At 44.1% G+C, this 14568-nt stretch carries 12 protein-coding genes; 4 read left to right on the forward strand and 8 right to left on the reverse strand.

Features of this window, described 5'->3' with window-relative positions:
- Positions 1-10 precede the first annotated feature (10 nt).
- Positions 11-1012, reverse strand: coding sequence for a 3-dehydro-L-gulonate 2-dehydrogenase (gene yiaK, locus DUN60_RS17780; RefSeq protein ID WP_114634601.1), 1002 nt, complete (start codon positions 1010-1012; stop codon positions 11-13).
- Positions 1013-1439: 427 nt separating this feature from the next.
- Between yiaK and DUN60_RS17785 the strand changes: the two genes are divergently transcribed.
- From DUN60_RS17785 to DUN60_RS17795, 3 genes are all read left to right on the forward strand, one after another.
- Positions 1440-2606, forward strand: a complete 1167-nt coding sequence (locus tag DUN60_RS17785; protein WP_114634603.1) for a glycerate kinase — start codon at positions 1440-1442, stop codon at positions 2604-2606.
- A gap of 199 nt (positions 2607-2805) precedes the next feature.
- On the forward strand, positions 2806-4257 hold the full coding sequence (katE2, locus tag DUN60_RS17790; RefSeq protein WP_114634605.1) for a catalase KatE2: 1452 nt from the start codon (positions 2806-2808) through the stop codon (positions 4255-4257).
- Positions 4258-4499: 242 nt separating this feature from the next.
- Complete coding sequence (locus DUN60_RS17795) at positions 4500-5372, forward strand: patatin-like phospholipase family protein (protein ID WP_114634607.1); 873 nt, start codon at positions 4500-4502, stop codon at positions 5370-5372.
- 120 nt (positions 5373-5492) lie between these two features.
- Here the strand turns inward: DUN60_RS17795 and DUN60_RS17800 are convergent, their stop codons facing one another.
- The 4 genes from DUN60_RS17800 to DUN60_RS17815 form a co-directional block, all read right to left on the reverse strand.
- Positions 5493-6485 carry a 2-hydroxyacid dehydrogenase gene (locus tag DUN60_RS17800; protein ID WP_104215931.1) on the reverse strand — a complete coding sequence of 331 codons (993 nt, stop codon included), beginning with the start codon at positions 6483-6485 and terminating at the stop codon, positions 5493-5495.
- Positions 6463-6684 carry a hypothetical protein gene (locus DUN60_RS24690; protein WP_208638370.1) on the reverse strand — a complete coding sequence of 74 codons (222 nt, stop codon included), beginning with the start codon at positions 6682-6684 and terminating at the stop codon, positions 6463-6465. Before DUN60_RS24690 ends, DUN60_RS17800 begins: the two co-directional genes overlap by 23 nt.
- A 24-nt stretch (positions 6685-6708) precedes the next feature.
- Complete coding sequence (locus tag DUN60_RS17810; protein ID WP_017072581.1) at positions 6709-7041, reverse strand: TehB family protein; 333 nt, start codon at positions 7039-7041, stop codon at positions 6709-6711.
- A 64-nt stretch (positions 7042-7105) separates the two neighbouring features.
- Positions 7106-7909 (reverse strand): ferredoxin--NADP reductase, encoded by an 804-nt coding sequence (locus DUN60_RS17815; protein WP_114634609.1) that lies wholly within the window; start codon positions 7907-7909, stop codon positions 7106-7108.
- A gap of 357 nt (positions 7910-8266) precedes the next feature.
- Here DUN60_RS17815 and DUN60_RS17820 point away from each other — a divergent pair, with 357 nt between their 5' ends.
- Positions 8267-9211: an acyltransferase gene (locus tag DUN60_RS17820; RefSeq protein WP_114634611.1), complete on the forward strand. Its 945-nt coding sequence runs from the start codon at positions 8267-8269 to the stop codon at positions 9209-9211.
- A 154-nt stretch (positions 9212-9365) separates the two neighbouring features.
- Here the strand turns inward: DUN60_RS17820 and DUN60_RS17825 are convergent, their stop codons facing one another.
- From DUN60_RS17825 to glgX, 3 genes are all read right to left on the reverse strand, one after another.
- Entirely contained in the window at positions 9366-10088 is a 723-nt protein-coding gene (locus tag DUN60_RS17825; RefSeq protein ID WP_114635758.1) for a tRNA (adenine(22)-N(1))-methyltransferase, read from the reverse strand.
- A 128-nt stretch (positions 10089-10216) separates the two neighbouring features.
- A complete protein-coding gene (locus DUN60_RS17830) occupies positions 10217-11959 on the reverse strand; it encodes a sensor domain-containing diguanylate cyclase (protein ID WP_114634613.1) in 1743 nt (580 codons plus the stop codon).
- A 252-nt stretch (positions 11960-12211) separates the two neighbouring features.
- Positions 12212-14185: a glycogen debranching protein GlgX gene (glgX, locus tag DUN60_RS17835; RefSeq protein ID WP_114634615.1), complete on the reverse strand. Its 1974-nt coding sequence runs from the start codon at positions 14183-14185 to the stop codon at positions 12212-12214.
- Positions 14186-14568 lie beyond the last annotated feature (383 nt).

Raw genomic sequence — 14568 nt, forward strand, 5'->3', positions numbered from 1 at the left:
CTTTGGCTAATTACAGAGACGTAATTTGTTCCCAAATTCCATCGTTAATTTCAATGCCGCCAGCTGCTTCGTGTTCCTTAATGAAGTTTTCAATTTCAGAACCAGCAATCATCACTGAACCCGTTTCTGCAGGCTCTGACTCAAGTACGTAATCGCGGATGCGCTTCATCTCTTGTGCGTAAGTGCTTTGATCCATTGTCTTGCTTAAGTCGATAGCGATAAGGAATTGAGATACACCAAACTCGCCACCCATATCTTCAGTTAGTGCTGGTACTGAGTGGCCGCCAGTGATTGCCGTTAGCATCATGTCGAGTACGATTGCCATTGATGAACCTTTCCAGAAACCCATTGGAAGTAGGCGTTTGTTTTCCCAAAGTACATGTGGGTCTTTAGTGAGTTCACCTTCGTTGTCAAAGCCACCAACAACAGGTAGTTCTTTGTCAGCAAGTACGAAGTTTTGTAGCTGGCCGTAAGAAAATTGGCTCATTGAACAGTCAACAACTACGGGTGGATCGCCCGCAACCGCCATGATGAGAGGGTTTGAACCAATACGGTGATCTTTACCACCCCAAGCAGGCATTACTGCGATTGAGTTTGTTGACGCAATTCCTGCAAAACCTTCACGTGCCATTTTCAATACGTAAGCACCGCCACGCATCCAGTGGTTTGAGTTACGCATACCGACCATGCCAATGCCGTAATCACGAGCCAATTCCATTGCACGTTCTGCACAGATAAGGCCGTTAAGAACGCCAGGGCCGTAGTTACAATCCCATTGCTCTAGAGCACCCATGCTGTTAACGCATTCAGGTTCAGCATTTAATTTGATCTGACCTTTATCTACTTGGTCAATGAACACTGGAAAACGGTTGATGCCATGCGAGTAAGTACCTTCGTTTGCCATCTCAACAAAACCAGCCGCAAGCTTGGTTGCCATTTCTGGTTTCATGTCGCGAGCCAAAAGGATTCGTTCGTATTCTTGTTGTAGTTTTTCAGTTGATACTAAAGGCATCTGTGTTCTCCGATAAGTTGAATTCCATAATACGGAATGAATTATTGTTGTTATTCCGAAAATATTCTGTGAGCAAAGTTACGAAATATTTCCTTATTAAGTTTTTCTCCAATAACTGTCGGTAGGTTAAAAAATGGAACAAAAAGATTCTAGGATTCCGCAATGCGAAACAAAAAGCGTGTTCAGGATCTGGTTTCTACGACTAATTAAGTCGGAACTCGATAATTTGGCGGGATTAAACTTGTCAAAATATGGGTTATGAACAAACAGTAACTTTACTGAATATAAAATAGTGGCGTTGAAATCTGAGGGTTTGGTCAAATTCGGAAAGGGAAATACGCACAATTACCCCCTCTTCTATATAGTGGTTTTGTTGTTTTTAGACTATTTCTTGGTAGATATTTTTGAAGTATTGGAGCCCGCTTCTATGAAAATTGTTATTGCACCAGACTCGTTTAAAGAATCTTTATCGGCTGTATCGGTGACGGCGTGCATTGAAAAGGGCTTTCGTGAAATATTCCCAGACGCTGACTATGTGACCTTACCTTTGGCCGATGGTGGCGAAGGTACGGTCGATGTATTGCTACAAGGTTTAGCCGGACAAAAGCGAACACATCAAGTTGAAGGGCCATTGGGTGAGTTGGTTAGTGCTGAATGGGCGATGTTAGAACCGTCTGCTCAGAACCCAAATCAAACGGCTTTGATTGAGATAGCTGCCGCGTCTGGTTTGGACTTGCTGACGCCAGAGCAGCGCGATCCTTTGATTGCTTCTTCATTCGGCACAGGGCAGTTGATTTTGGAAGCGATAGAGCAGGGTGCTCAAACCATCATTCTTGGATTGGGTGGCAGTGCGACCAACGACGGTGGTGCAGGCATTGTTCAAGCTCTAGGTGGGCGCTTACTCGATAGGAATGGACAAGAGCTTGGCCGAGGTGGTGCTGCACTTGCAGAACTCGCATCAATAGATCTTACCGACTTAGATTCGCGCTACACAGATGTCGAATTGATTGTGGCGTGCGATGTTGATAATCCATTGTGTGGTGATAACGGCGCCAGCCATATATTCGGTCCACAAAAAGGGGCGACGCCTGAACAAGTCTTAATGCTTGATAAGGCGCTTGCGAATTTTGCTCAAGTTGCTGAATCGCAAGGTTGTGTTGGTGGTGAACCCGTACAAGAGCGTGCCGGTTATGGCGCAGCTGGTGGCACACCGATGGGGCTTGGTTTGCTGTTCAATATGCAGATCAAACCTGGTATCGAGATGGTACTGGATGTTTTACAAGCCGATGACGTGTTGAAAGGTGCCGACCTTGTGATCACTGGCGAAGGGCAAATGGACAACCAAACTCTGCAAGGAAAAACACCTTATGGCATTGCTAAACGTGCGAGCTTACAAGGTATTCCAACCATAGGAATTGCAGGATCTTTAGGTACTGAAGTCGAAGCCTTATATGGTGAAATGAGCAGCTTGTTTGGAACGGTACGTTCTCCTCAACCACTCAATCAGGTACTGCAAGAGGCCGAAATGAATCTAACCAGAACGGCAAGAAATATAGCAGCGACGCTCAAGCTAGGAAGAAAGATACTTAGCTAATCAGTGCATCACATCGTTGTTTCTAAGTTGGCCGATTAATAGGTTTTATAGATTATAACGATAAATACAAACGATTATATTTTATGCCATTAGAGGTCTATTCTATATCCATAGTATTTTAGGGGCTTTTGAAAGGGAGCCAGTATAAATATCAAGGTGCATTGCTATTGCTGCATCTTTGGACCTTAAGGAATAGATCATGAGTAAAAAACTAACTACAGCTGCGGGTTGTCCTGTGGCTCATAACCAGAATGTTCAAACTGCGGGTAAACGCGGTCCTCAACTGCTTCAAGATGTTTGGTTTTTAGAAAAAATGGCGCATTTTGACCGCGAAGTCATTCCAGAGCGTCGTATGCACGCGAAAGGTTCAGGCGCTTACGGTACATTTACTGTTACGCACGACATTACCAAATACACCAAGGCAAAACTGTTTTCTGAAATAGGCAAAAAGACCGACCTGTTTGCACGTTTTACTACGGTTGCCGGTGAGCGCGGCGCCGCTGATGCTGAACGTGATATCCGTGGCTTTGCATTGAAGTTTTATACTGAAGAAGGCAACTGGGATATGGTGGGTAACAACACCCCAGTATTCTTCCTTCGTGATCCTCTTAAGTTCCCAGATCTAAATCATGCGGTTAAGCGTGACCCTCGCACCAATATGCGCAGCGCGAAGAACAACTGGGATTTCTGGACATCTCTACCTGAAGCGCTTCACCAAGTCACCATCGTAATGAGTGACCGTGGTATTCCTGCTACTTACCGTCACATGCACGGTTTTGGTAGCCACACGTTCAGCTTTATTAACGCAGACAACGAGCGTTTCTGGGTGAAATTCCACTTCAAATCTCAGCAAGGTATTAAGAACTTATCTGATGCAGAAGCCGGACAGTTGATCGGTAATGATCGCGAAAGCCATCAACGCGATTTGCTAGACAGCATCGATAATCAAGACTTCCCGAAATGGACACTGAAAGTGCAAGTGATGCCAGAAGCGGATGCAGCGAAAGTGTCTTATAACCCGTTCGATTTGACTAAGATCTGGCCACACGCAGATTACCCATTAATTGAAGTGGGTGAGTTTGAATTGAACCGTAACCCACAAAACTTCTTCGCTGAAGTTGAGCAGTCGGCATTCAATCCTGCTAACGTGGTTCCGGGTATCAGCTTCTCACCAGACAAGATGCTACAAGGTCGTTTGTTTGCTTATGGTGATGCACAGCGCTACCGTTTGGGTGTTAACCATCAGCATATCCCAGTGAACGCACCTCGTTGCCCAGTTCACAGCTATCACCGTGATGGTGCGATGCGTGTTGATGGTAACTTTGGTAGCACATTGGGTTATGAGCCAAACAACGAAGGTCAATGGGCTGAGCAACCAGATTTCGCTGAACCAGCATTGAACTTAGATGGCGCAGCGGCACACTGGGATCACCGCGAAGATGAAGATTACTTCTCGCAACCAGGTGACTTGTTCCGTCTAATGACACCAGAGAAGCAAGCTATTCTGTTTGATAACACTGCTCGTAACCTAGGCGGCGTGCCAAAAGAGATTCAACTGCGTCACCTAAGACACTGTTACGAAGCTGACCCTGCATACGGTGAAGGCATTGGTAAATTGCTTCAAATCGATGTGAGCGAATTTAAGTCGTAATCAATAAACTCGCTTAAATAGTCAGAAGGCCGCTGAGTTAATCACTCAGCGGCCTTTATTGATCATGCGAGTATTAGTTGGCCTCTATTCGCGATCCATGTGAGTAGTGCGAATTCCCTGAAGTTCAGCACCATTTCTATTGATAGCTTTTACCTATCGAATTGATAAACATATCCCATTATCTTTATAAGATGGGCGGGATTATCCTACGGCTATCAGTTTATAAAGTAATAGAGTTTTAGATGAGTAAAAGCGCATTAATCGTTGAAGGTGGGGCTATGAGAGGCATCTTCGCAGCTGGAGTGTTGGACGCCTTTATGCAAGACGATTTCCGTCCTTATGATTTTGCCATTGGTGTATCTGCGGGTGTGTCGAATTTGGTGGGTTACTTATCTCAAGCGCCGAAACGCAGCTATCACGTGATTACCACGATGGCGACTGACAAGACGTTTTTTAACCCTGCTCGCTTTGCCAAAGGGGGTAACTTGGTGGACGTTAAGTGGTTGTGGGATGAATCAAATCAACGTTATCCCCTAGATTGTGGTGAACTGTTTTCAAGTATCCCACTCATTGCTGCTGTAACAAATGTCGATACGGGCAGTGCAGACTACTATCATATCAAGCCAGAAAACCTTTCTAACGTGGTGGAAGCGACCACCGCTCTACCTATTGCTTACCGCGAAACGCCGTGCTTCTCGGGTGGTTGTTATACCGATGGTGGTGTGGCCGATTCAATTCCGGTTCGTGAAGCCTATCGTCGCGGCGCACGAGACATTACCGTGATTCTTTCTCATCCTTTGAGTTACCGAATGAAGCCTCAAAAGCACCAATGGATGCTGAAAAAACTATTAAAGAAATTCCCTCACATTGCAGAATCAATGGCAGTGCGTGCTGAAAACTACAACCAATCTTTGGAGTTCATTCGTAATCCACCAAAAGATGCGACCATCAAGGTGATTGCGCCACCTGAAGCATTCGCGGTGAAGCGTTTAACTATGGATCAATCAACGCTTGATGCCGGTTATGAGATGGGGGTTAAAGCAGGGGAAGAGCACCTTGCTATTCGAAAAGGCATTTATGGTTTAGACACCGAAGATTGTCACTTCTGCGTCTAAGAACTATTTTTGAATACTAGATAAACGAAAAAGCCACGCTGTTCACTTCAGAATAGCGTGGCTTTGTATTTGTAGATCTCGTTTGTTTTTAACTCAGTCTGCTATTAACTCAATCTTCTATTAAACGAGTTCATTGCCGCTGGTGTTGCCTGTAAAGAAGGCATCGACGCTGGTTAGCGTTGTATTAGCAATGTTGAACAGAGCATCTTTAGTTAAGAAGGCTTGGTGACCGGTGAACAACACGTTGTGACAAGCGGATAGGCGACGGAATACGTCATCCACAATCACATCGTTAGATTTGTCTTGGAAGAACAGTTCTTTCTCGTTGTCGTAAACATCAAGGCCAAGCGCGCCAATCTTGCTTTGCTTCAGCGCTTCAATGGCTGCAGTTGAATCAAGCAGTTCACCACGACTGGTGTTCACGATCATTACGCCATCTTTCATTTTGCCAAATGCCGTTGCATCCAATAAGTGGTAGTTCTCTTTACTCATCGGACAGTGCAGAGAAATCACATCAGACTCTTGATAAAGCTCGTCGAGTTCAACGTATTTAGCTCCTAACTCAACAGCTAACGGGTTTGGATATGGGTCGTAGCATAGGATGTTCATGCCTAAACCTTTCAGAATACGCATCGTCGCTAGGCCAATCTTACCTGAACCAATCACACCGACTGTTTTTCCGTGGAAGTTAAAGCCAACTAATCCCTCAAGTGAGAAGTTCGCATCACGAGTACGTTGGTATGCTTTGTGTAACTTGCGGTTCAAACACATCATCATACCGACGGTGTGTTCTGCTACAGACTCGGGAGAATAAGCAGGGACACGAACGACTTGCAGACCAAACTCTTTGGCTGCGTCTAAGTCGACTTTATCAAAGCCCGCGCAGCGCATCGCAATCAGCTTAGTGCCGCCTTTTGCTAGAATCTCTAGCACATCTCGCGATAGGTCATCGTTTACAAACGCACAAACGACTTCGTTGTCGTGCGCCATTTTTGCTGTTGTTGTAGTGAGTCGAAAATCGTGAAAATGGAACTCGGCGTTGAGTTCGCCTTTTGCAAGTTCAAATGATTTTTCGTCGTATGATTTTGAGCTAAAAAAAGCAATGTTGAGCATGGCTTCCTCTCTTACCTAAAATATAAATAATCCACTTATTCATTATCTGAAACGGGATTAAAACTAATAACTTTGTCCAGTGTGCTAGAGTTTTTTTGTCTTGTCTATCACCATTAGTCACTGTAATTACTATGGTTATTTGATCTTCTATCATCACTTCTTGAACATTAAAAATCACACTACGAAGTAGCTTGCTCATAAGTTCATTCATATTGAATCGATCTTACTTTCGAGTATTAAACATTTTCTTGGTCTCTTTTTCTGACCAGAAGTTGATATTGAATTGAGCATCGTCACTAAGTTCGATACGGTGCCAATATTGCGGAGGGCTTGTCGCAAATTGCCCGGCATTGATGACAACGGTGACTTCTGGTTCTGTCGCATCTGCGTCTGCAAAACCGTGGTAGGTAACCGTACCTTCCATAACACATAATTGACCGAATACACCCTCTGCGGTGTTGTGGTGACTGATTAACGCGGCAGGCACGTTGTCTTTAGTGAAGAATGGTGTTGAACGTTGAATCTTCCAATGTGAAGGAATGCGTAAATGACTCATATAAAACCTCTTATCTGCCTGTATTTTGAATACAAGCTTTAGCTTTTTGAATTGGTGACCGTGATTACCAGTAGTTTTCACTGCTGAATTGGCCGGGCTTTCGGCGTAAGTGCTTCTCGAAACCTAAGCTGGTTAGTGCTTCACTTGTGTCGCGAACCATTTGCGGATTGCCACAAAGGTAGAAAAAACTGCGGGTTTGATTGAAAGCGACAGACGTGGTTTGCTCAAGGTCGCCTCCAAGTAACAAGCTTGGGATTCGTCCGCGCAAAGTTCCGGTGACTGATTCTCTAGAAATAATTGGCACATATTGTAGTTTCCCTTGGAAGTGATTAACGAGTTGAGCGATACGGTCTCGATAAGTCAGGTCTTGTTCTGTTCTTACGGCATGAACCAGTACAAGGTTTTTGAATGACATTACTTTTTCGACATCTGAGCCATTTTTCTGCTGTATCTGCATACTTTCGAGCATTGAGATAAAAGGCCCAACGGCAGTCCCGGTTGAAAGCATCCATAGATCGTCGGCGATCTCTGGGATCTCATCTAAGGTCATAAAGCCGCTTGGGTCTTTGCCGACAAAGATGTCATCGCCTACCTTCAACTCATGAAGTTGAGGTGAAAGCTGACCGTTCTGATCCTTAATAATCAAAAACTCCAGATGTTGGTGACCTTGTTCGTGCTCTGGCGCGTTCACCATTGAATAGGCTCGCCTTACGAACTCATCCTCTCTGTTAAGCAAGCCAAGTTTCGTGAATTGACCTGCCTGATAGGGAGAGACGGGAGCACTGACTTGCAGCGAGAACAGCTGATCTGTCCATTGTGTTTTATGTAAGACTTTGCCAGTTACCAAACCATGAGGAATATCTGTCATATCATCACCTTTATGTAGAGAAGTTATCTCATTAAGGATACTCAACTATCTTACTTTTTGGAGTTGCATGTACCATGCCAATAATGAGAATGCTTATCAATACTGAATTGTTGAGAGGGATTACTTTTAATGGAGTCAAAAATACACATTTATAATTGAGTCTTAATGACTTCTTGTGGTCTTTTTTTGTTCTTGTTGGGAGTTGGATCTTGGTGGCTTTGCTATGGCTAATTTTTGAATTGAGCTTGATCAATCTCAATGAGTGGTTTGACCCTTGAACGATTCCACCAATAACTGAAGAGAATAATTTACAGATGAGTATAATGTCGGCTTTCGATCTCAATATAGCCGTGTTTTATGCTTGATAATCTTCGTATGGTCTTGAACGTATTGTTCGTGACTATCAATACCGCAATGACTGCGTTTACCGTGAGCTTCTTTGGCCTCATCAAACTGATTCTTCCAATCTCTATTGTTCAAAAGTCATGTACTCGTTTAGCGAACTTCACGTTTTGGTGTTGGGCTTCGCTTAACCTTTGGATGTTGAATGTGAATAACGATATCGAGTGGCAAGTCGAAGGAGGAGAAGATATCTCGACCAAGCAGTGGTACCTGATGATGTCGAATCACCTGAGCTGGGCGGATATCGTGATCTTGTCTTCAATCTTGAAAGACAAGATGCCGATGACTAAGTTCTTCCTAAAGCACGAACTGCTGTATGTTCCCTTTGTTGGATTGGCCTGTTGGGGCTTGGATATGCCGTTCATGAGACGTCACTCGCGTGAGTTTTTGCTTCGTAACCCTGAGCGTCGTAATGATGACTTCGACGCAATCAACAAGGCATGTACTAAGTTCAAATGGGCACCAACGACATTGGTCAACTTTGTTGAAGGAACGCGTGCTAACCACGAGAAGTTATCGACAGTGAAGACTCCTTATCGACACCTACTAAAACCGAAAACCGGCGGTGTGGCGTTTGCTCTGTCTGCAATGGGCCCAATATTAGATGGTATCGTCGACGTTACTTTGGCTTATCCAGAGAATCAGACTTCTCCGTTTGAAGACATGCTGAAAGGTAAGATGAAAAAGGTGGTCGTGCGTATTAAATTGCACCCAATGGATGAGAACGTCAACGGTAACTATTTTGAAGATAAAGCGTTTAAACGCCGCTTCCACAGTTGGTTGAATAACACGTGGAAAGAGAAAGACGACTATCTTGATACGATTTATGGGGCTGATACGCCCTGTGAGGTTGAAACGACTGGTGAGCCTGATGCGGGTCATAAGAAGCAAGAACAGTAAGATCAAACCAAACAAATAGCATCAAAAAAGCCGATAGTTCATTGAACTGTCGGCTTTTTTATTGAATCGGCTCTACTAACGGTAAGCGATAAAGTTAGTACTTACTATAATCTAGTGGTAGTAAAATCAATGCTATATGCAGAACAGGTGAGGGCTAAATCGCTTGGTAAGCATCGATGATGTGTTTCACTTGGCTCGGTTTGCCTTGCTGCTCTTGGCCTTGATGAATACGCAGATAATGCTGCAATGTTTTGGCTTTGTATTGCTGTGATATCTTCATTTGCTCATCACAACTTGGTGTCCAGATCTTATCGCCGACGCTTGATATCTCGTTAACGTTTTGGCTCTTTTCAGCATCACCTTGGTTATTACTAATCAATAAAATTTCGTAGTAACGACGGTTCTCTTCAATCAACACTTCGTCAATCAGGCCGAGCTTGAGCGCTTTTAAATGACTTCTTAGCTCGAACTGCTGATGGACTGGGCAAAGCAAAAAATCGATATCTTTGTCTGGATGTTGGCGATGAATGTCGTCGACGAGCTTCTGAGTGAGATCGCCACCGACGCCCGCGATAATAACCAAGTGTTTACCAGTATGTTTCTGGAGCGGAATAGCAGCGACATCCATGCAGTAAACTTGCCATCGGCTGGTAACCGTTTGTTGGTCTGAATTATCTTGGGGAAAGTAACGAGTTAGCTTGTCTTCCAGTTCATTCATCAGAGACGGGACAATATCGACAAAGTGAATCTGAGGCGCTCTATTATCCGACAACAGTTGAACGCCCAAAAATCCATGATCGCAGCAGCAGTCCCAAATATGTTGGTAGTCATTGTTGACAAGGGAGTGGAGAGTTTGCAGTCGGTTACTTAGCTTCATAAGGTTCGTGTCGTTAGAAAGGGAATATTGTCGTGTCGAAGGCGCATTGTAATGACTTTCCATAAAAACAAAAGCACCTAGGGTGTGAATCCTAGGTGCTTTGTGTGCACATACGAATCTGCGGCGTGTTATGAAGCTTGCGCGACAGCTCTTATATGTCCTTCCACTCGGTTCTTTCCGAGCTGCTGAGCGATGAGTTTCGCCTGTTCTGCAAGCGCTAAAGCCGAATCTGTTTCACCTACTATTTGCGAGAATCCGACGCTGACACCTAATGATAACGTGATATCTGGCGTGGCAACGGCTTGCTCACTAACTCCAATTCGACATTGGTCCAGCTGGAATTTGGCATCCTTCACATCATTTGCTTTGAACAATACAGCGAACTCCTTGCCTCCAATACGTGCTAGACAAAGCCCTTTAGGTTTAGGGAAGTATGAGCGTATCGCTTCTGCAGTCAGCTTGATCATTTTGTCACCGACCGCTTCACCATAGGCGCGATTAACGTGGTCAAAGTTATCGATGTCGAGCAGAGCAACATAGGTATCTGGCTCGTCGGCGTAGTTTTCCAATGCGATATTGAAACTGCTTTTGTTGTCCAACTGAGTCATCAGGTCTTTACTGCTCAATTGGTGGTGGAGCAGTAAGTTAGACAGCGAGACCTCGGTGTAATCTCTGATCATACGCAGAATACTCTGGCTGATCGGTAAGTTCGCGTTCACATAAAGCACTGCGACCAACTGTTTGCGAGAGTGCAAAGGAATGCAGTAGTGACGTTGGTGTATTTTGAGTTTACATGCCAGCGGATCTGCGTACTTACCAGTTCGATAAGCCATGGTGTCTGGTGTAAATCGTTCTGCAAGGGCCTTGTCACAATGTACCGTTGATTTGTTTCCGTGATAGTCGATGGTACTGAATACGTGGTTTTCAGGCTGATAGAGACAGAATTGAATGCCTTTTTGGTAGGTAAAGCTAGCCAGTATGGATTTCAACTCTCGCTTAAAGCTTACGAGGTCATCGACCTTATTCAGTTGAGATAAAGATACGTTCAAGCGATAAGACAAATAGTTTGCCCCAACCCACAATAGAATCAGAGAACCAAGTACGACGCCAGTTAACGTGAATTGATATGAGCTGGTTAGGATATCGTGACGATCGGTACCCGCAATGAATACCCAGTTCAAGCTATTGTCAGCGTCAAATACCGATATTTTGAAGTTATCTTGATAGTAGTATTCGTGTTTACCGACGGTTTCTCCTTGCGAGAGTTGGTGGCTTATTCCAGCGTGATAACTGATAGATTTAGAGCCGATACGTTTCGGATTAGGGTGAAAGACAAGTCGTTCTGTTGCTCGATCAACCACAAACACATAGCCGTGATTAAGCGTTTTTAAGTCTCTTAACCCTTGGGTTGTGTGCAATAAATCAAACTCAATCCATATTTCTTCGTTCAATCTTTCCGCTGTATGTTTCACCGCGAACACCCAACGACCATCGGGCTTTTGATAAATAGAAGAGATATAAAAATCTTCCACAACACTGTCTATTGGGTTCCATTTGATGGAGCCAACTTGTTCGTTAGAAAGAGGTAAGCCACGACTTGATATATATTGTTGGGTTTGAGGTTGGTATCGAACGATATCGGAGAAGTTAGGTGTTCTTTTTAGAATGTTATCACTCAGTTCTCTGAATTTTCGGTCACCGATTGGAGCCGTTTTAGGTAAGCCTAGACTGGTTTCTAGAAAATAGAGCTTGCCAAATGTGGCTTCGATGTTGGAACGAATCGTGGAGCTTGCGATTCGAATATTTGATGATGATTGTTCGGTTGCTGCTGTTTCTACTTTTTCAAGCTGAGCCACAGCAAGATAGAGCATCCCTCCAGTTAATAAAATAATGTATGGTTTAAAAAGCCGAATTAATGTTTTAGGTAAAGCCATGATATCCAAAGACGTTATAGATTCATTTTTATAGTACGGCCATACTAAACAGTTTTCGTAATCACATCAATGCAAATGATTCCATATAAATGAATGGCTTTTGTGATATTCGGCTAACAAAAAAGCCAGTCATAAACATAACTGGCTCCTATGGTTTCTGGTGGTTTATTAAGCTGGCTTAGCTTTAACTTAAATCAAATCAGTCTTGTCTGGCGAATAGTGCAGAATCGCCATTGAAGCTGGAGATAGCAGCATTTCACCTTCAGCATGACCTGGTTTTACATTTCGTAGGTTAGTATCGCAGATAGTCACCCAGTTTTGCTTACGGTCACTAGGTAAAGAAAAACGCGCAGGTGCGTTGGTTTGGTTGATCAGATAAATCAACTCGTCACCATCTTTACCAATACCTAAATGCAACGCAACCGAGCTTAAACGGTTCCAGTCATCATGCTCCATAAGCGTACCATCGACACGGCTCCAGAAGATGCGGTTAGAGTTACGCTTTTCGCCACTGAATGCCTTAATAAAAGGCACCATGTATTGCTGACGTGCGGAGATCATCTCAGACAGCCAAGTCTTGAAGTAAGTCTTACGCTCTGAATCTTCCCAGTTCAGCCAGCTGGTTACGCCGTCTTGGCAGTAAGCGTTGTTGTTACCCTTTTGAGTATGAGATAACACATCAGCTGTCAGAATATGCGGAATACCAAAGGCGAACAGCAGGCTTGCCATGAAGTTACGCTTTTGCTTTTCACGTGTTGCGACGACCAAGAGGTTTTCGGTTTCGCCTTCAACGCCATAGTTTTCAGAGCGATTGTCGCCGTGCCCATCGCGATTGTTCTCACCATTTTCTTCATTATGCTTGTGCTTGTAAGAAACAAGATCCTGCATGGTGAAGCCGTCATGGTAAGTGATGTAGTTTACGGTCAATTTGTACGGCCAGTGCGCTGCACTGTAGATATCACGCGATCCCATCAAGCGAGTTGCAAACTCTTTCAGATAGCCTTGATCACCGCGCCAGAAGCTGCGTGTAATGTCTCTGAGCTTGTCGTTACACTCATTCCAACCTAAAGGAAAATTACCAACTTGGTAGCCATTCGGGCCGATGTCCCAAGGTTCCGCAATTAACTTGGTTTCTTTAAGTACAGGATCTTGAGCAACGGCTTTGAAGAAAGCGGCCTCAGGATTGTAATTATCGCCTTCACGGCCTAGCGTTGCTGCTAAATCAAAGCGGAAGCCATCAACTTTAAACTCATTAACCCAATAGCGAAGTGTATCCATCACTAAGTTGAGTGCTGGCTGGTGGGTTAGGTCGACCGTATTACCGCAACCAGTAAAGTTCGCATAATGACAACCATGTTTAATGTAGTAGCGACTATCCAGTGCTTTTAGGTTGAAGGTAGTTCCACCTTCACCGCCTTCTGCTGTGTGGTTGTACACGACGTCTAGAATGACCTCGATGCCATTACGGTGCAGTTCGCGAATCGCAGTTTTGAGCTCATTCACGGCGTCCTTTTCGGCGTAGCGTGGGTCAGGCACCATGAATAAGTATGGGTTGTAACCCCAATAGTTCACTTTCCCCATATCTAGTAGGTGAGGCTCATGCATGCACGCAGCAATAGGTAAAAGTTGTAGAGAGTTGATATTTTGCTGTTTGTAGAACGCGAGCATTTCAGGGCTAACTAACCCTAAGTAACGGCCTTTAGTATGGGGCGCGACTTCAGGGTGAAGCTTAGATAGGCCTTTTACATGGGTTTCGAAAAGAACGGTCTCTTCTCGGCTAATACGCGGCTTGTCTACATCTTGCCAGTCGAAAGTGTCATCAATAACAACACATTTCGCCATCGAAAAGCTTTTTTCATTGGTATACGGCGTGACGTAATCGAGCGGTTCGCTGATTGCTTTAGCGTAAGGGTCTGAAAGTAGGATTGGACCATTTTCAGTTTCAGCAATGAAGCCGTATTTTTGTCCTGCTTTTATACCGTCGATAAACACATATCTGATATCAGCGTATTCATTTTCCAACTTATAAGTGGTGAACTCATCGTTCTCGTCAAAGAGTGCGAGGGAAAGTGATTTACAGTCAGGAGAAAAAATTGAGAAGTTGCAGCCAGTGTTACCTAGCGTTGCGCCTAGCGGATAAGGGCGAGCGAGCGTTCTAGTCATTGCTTGATTTCTTGTTCGTTTATCGACATCAGTGAACTATAAGTAAAAAGCTTTGTCACAGTAAGGTCAAGCAACTTCACAGAATAATTATTGTTAAAAAAATAATTTACCGATTAGGTTCAAATTATATATTTGAACTAGATCTCACTTAAGGTGAATAATTAGATCTGTGTGCTGCCTACTCCTCCTAGATTAAGTGATCTAACTCCTGTAAACACCGTTCCGTATAATTTCTACTCCCTTCTCATCCCCCTTAATTTAGTTCAGGGCGGAGGAAGTCAAACTTGTCATCCCCTCTTAATATTGGCTCCGTTGAAACGAATCAGGGGCAACCCTAAACCTCTCTATCTTACGTCCGCCATAACTGCCTTTGGTTGTCGCAA

The sequence above is a fragment of the Vibrio splendidus genome (assembly GCF_003345295.1).
Lineage (GTDB): Bacteria > Pseudomonadota > Gammaproteobacteria > Enterobacterales > Vibrionaceae > Vibrio > Vibrio splendidus_K.

Excerpts from the sequence above, each read along its gene's own strand:
- yiaK (WP_114634601.1), bottom strand. The coding sequence starts at position 1,012 with ATGCCTTTAGTATCAACTGAAAAACTACAACAAGAATACGAACGAATC.
- DUN60_RS17785 (WP_114634603.1), top strand. The coding sequence starts at position 1,440 with ATGAAAATTGTTATTGCACCAGACTCGTTTAAAGAATCTTTATCGGCT.
- katE2 (WP_114634605.1), top strand. The coding sequence starts at position 2,806 with ATGAGTAAAAAACTAACTACAGCTGCGGGTTGTCCTGTGGCTCATAAC.
- DUN60_RS17795 (WP_114634607.1), top strand. The coding sequence starts at position 4,500 with ATGAGTAAAAGCGCATTAATCGTTGAAGGTGGGGCTATGAGAGGCATC.
- DUN60_RS17800 (WP_104215931.1), bottom strand. The coding sequence starts at position 6,485 with ATGCTCAACATTGCTTTTTTTAGCTCAAAATCATACGACGAAAAATCA.
- DUN60_RS24690 (WP_208638370.1), bottom strand. The coding sequence starts at position 6,684 with ATGAGCAAGCTACTTCGTAGTGTGATTTTTAATGTTCAAGAAGTGATG.
- DUN60_RS17810 (WP_017072581.1), bottom strand. The coding sequence starts at position 7,041 with ATGAGTCATTTACGCATTCCTTCACATTGGAAGATTCAACGTTCAACA.
- DUN60_RS17815 (WP_114634609.1), bottom strand. The coding sequence starts at position 7,909 with ATGACAGATATTCCTCATGGTTTGGTAACTGGCAAAGTCTTACATAAA.
- DUN60_RS17820 (WP_114634611.1), top strand. The coding sequence starts at position 8,267 with ATGCTTGATAATCTTCGTATGGTCTTGAACGTATTGTTCGTGACTATC.
- DUN60_RS17825 (WP_114635758.1), bottom strand. The coding sequence starts at position 10,088 with ATGAAGCTAAGTAACCGACTGCAAACTCTCCACTCCCTTGTCAACAAT.
- DUN60_RS17830 (WP_114634613.1), bottom strand. The coding sequence starts at position 11,959 with ATGCTCTATCTTGCTGTGGCTCAGCTTGAAAAAGTAGAAACAGCAGCA.
- glgX (WP_114634615.1), bottom strand. The coding sequence starts at position 14,185 with ATGACTAGAACGCTCGCTCGCCCTTATCCGCTAGGCGCAACGCTAGGT.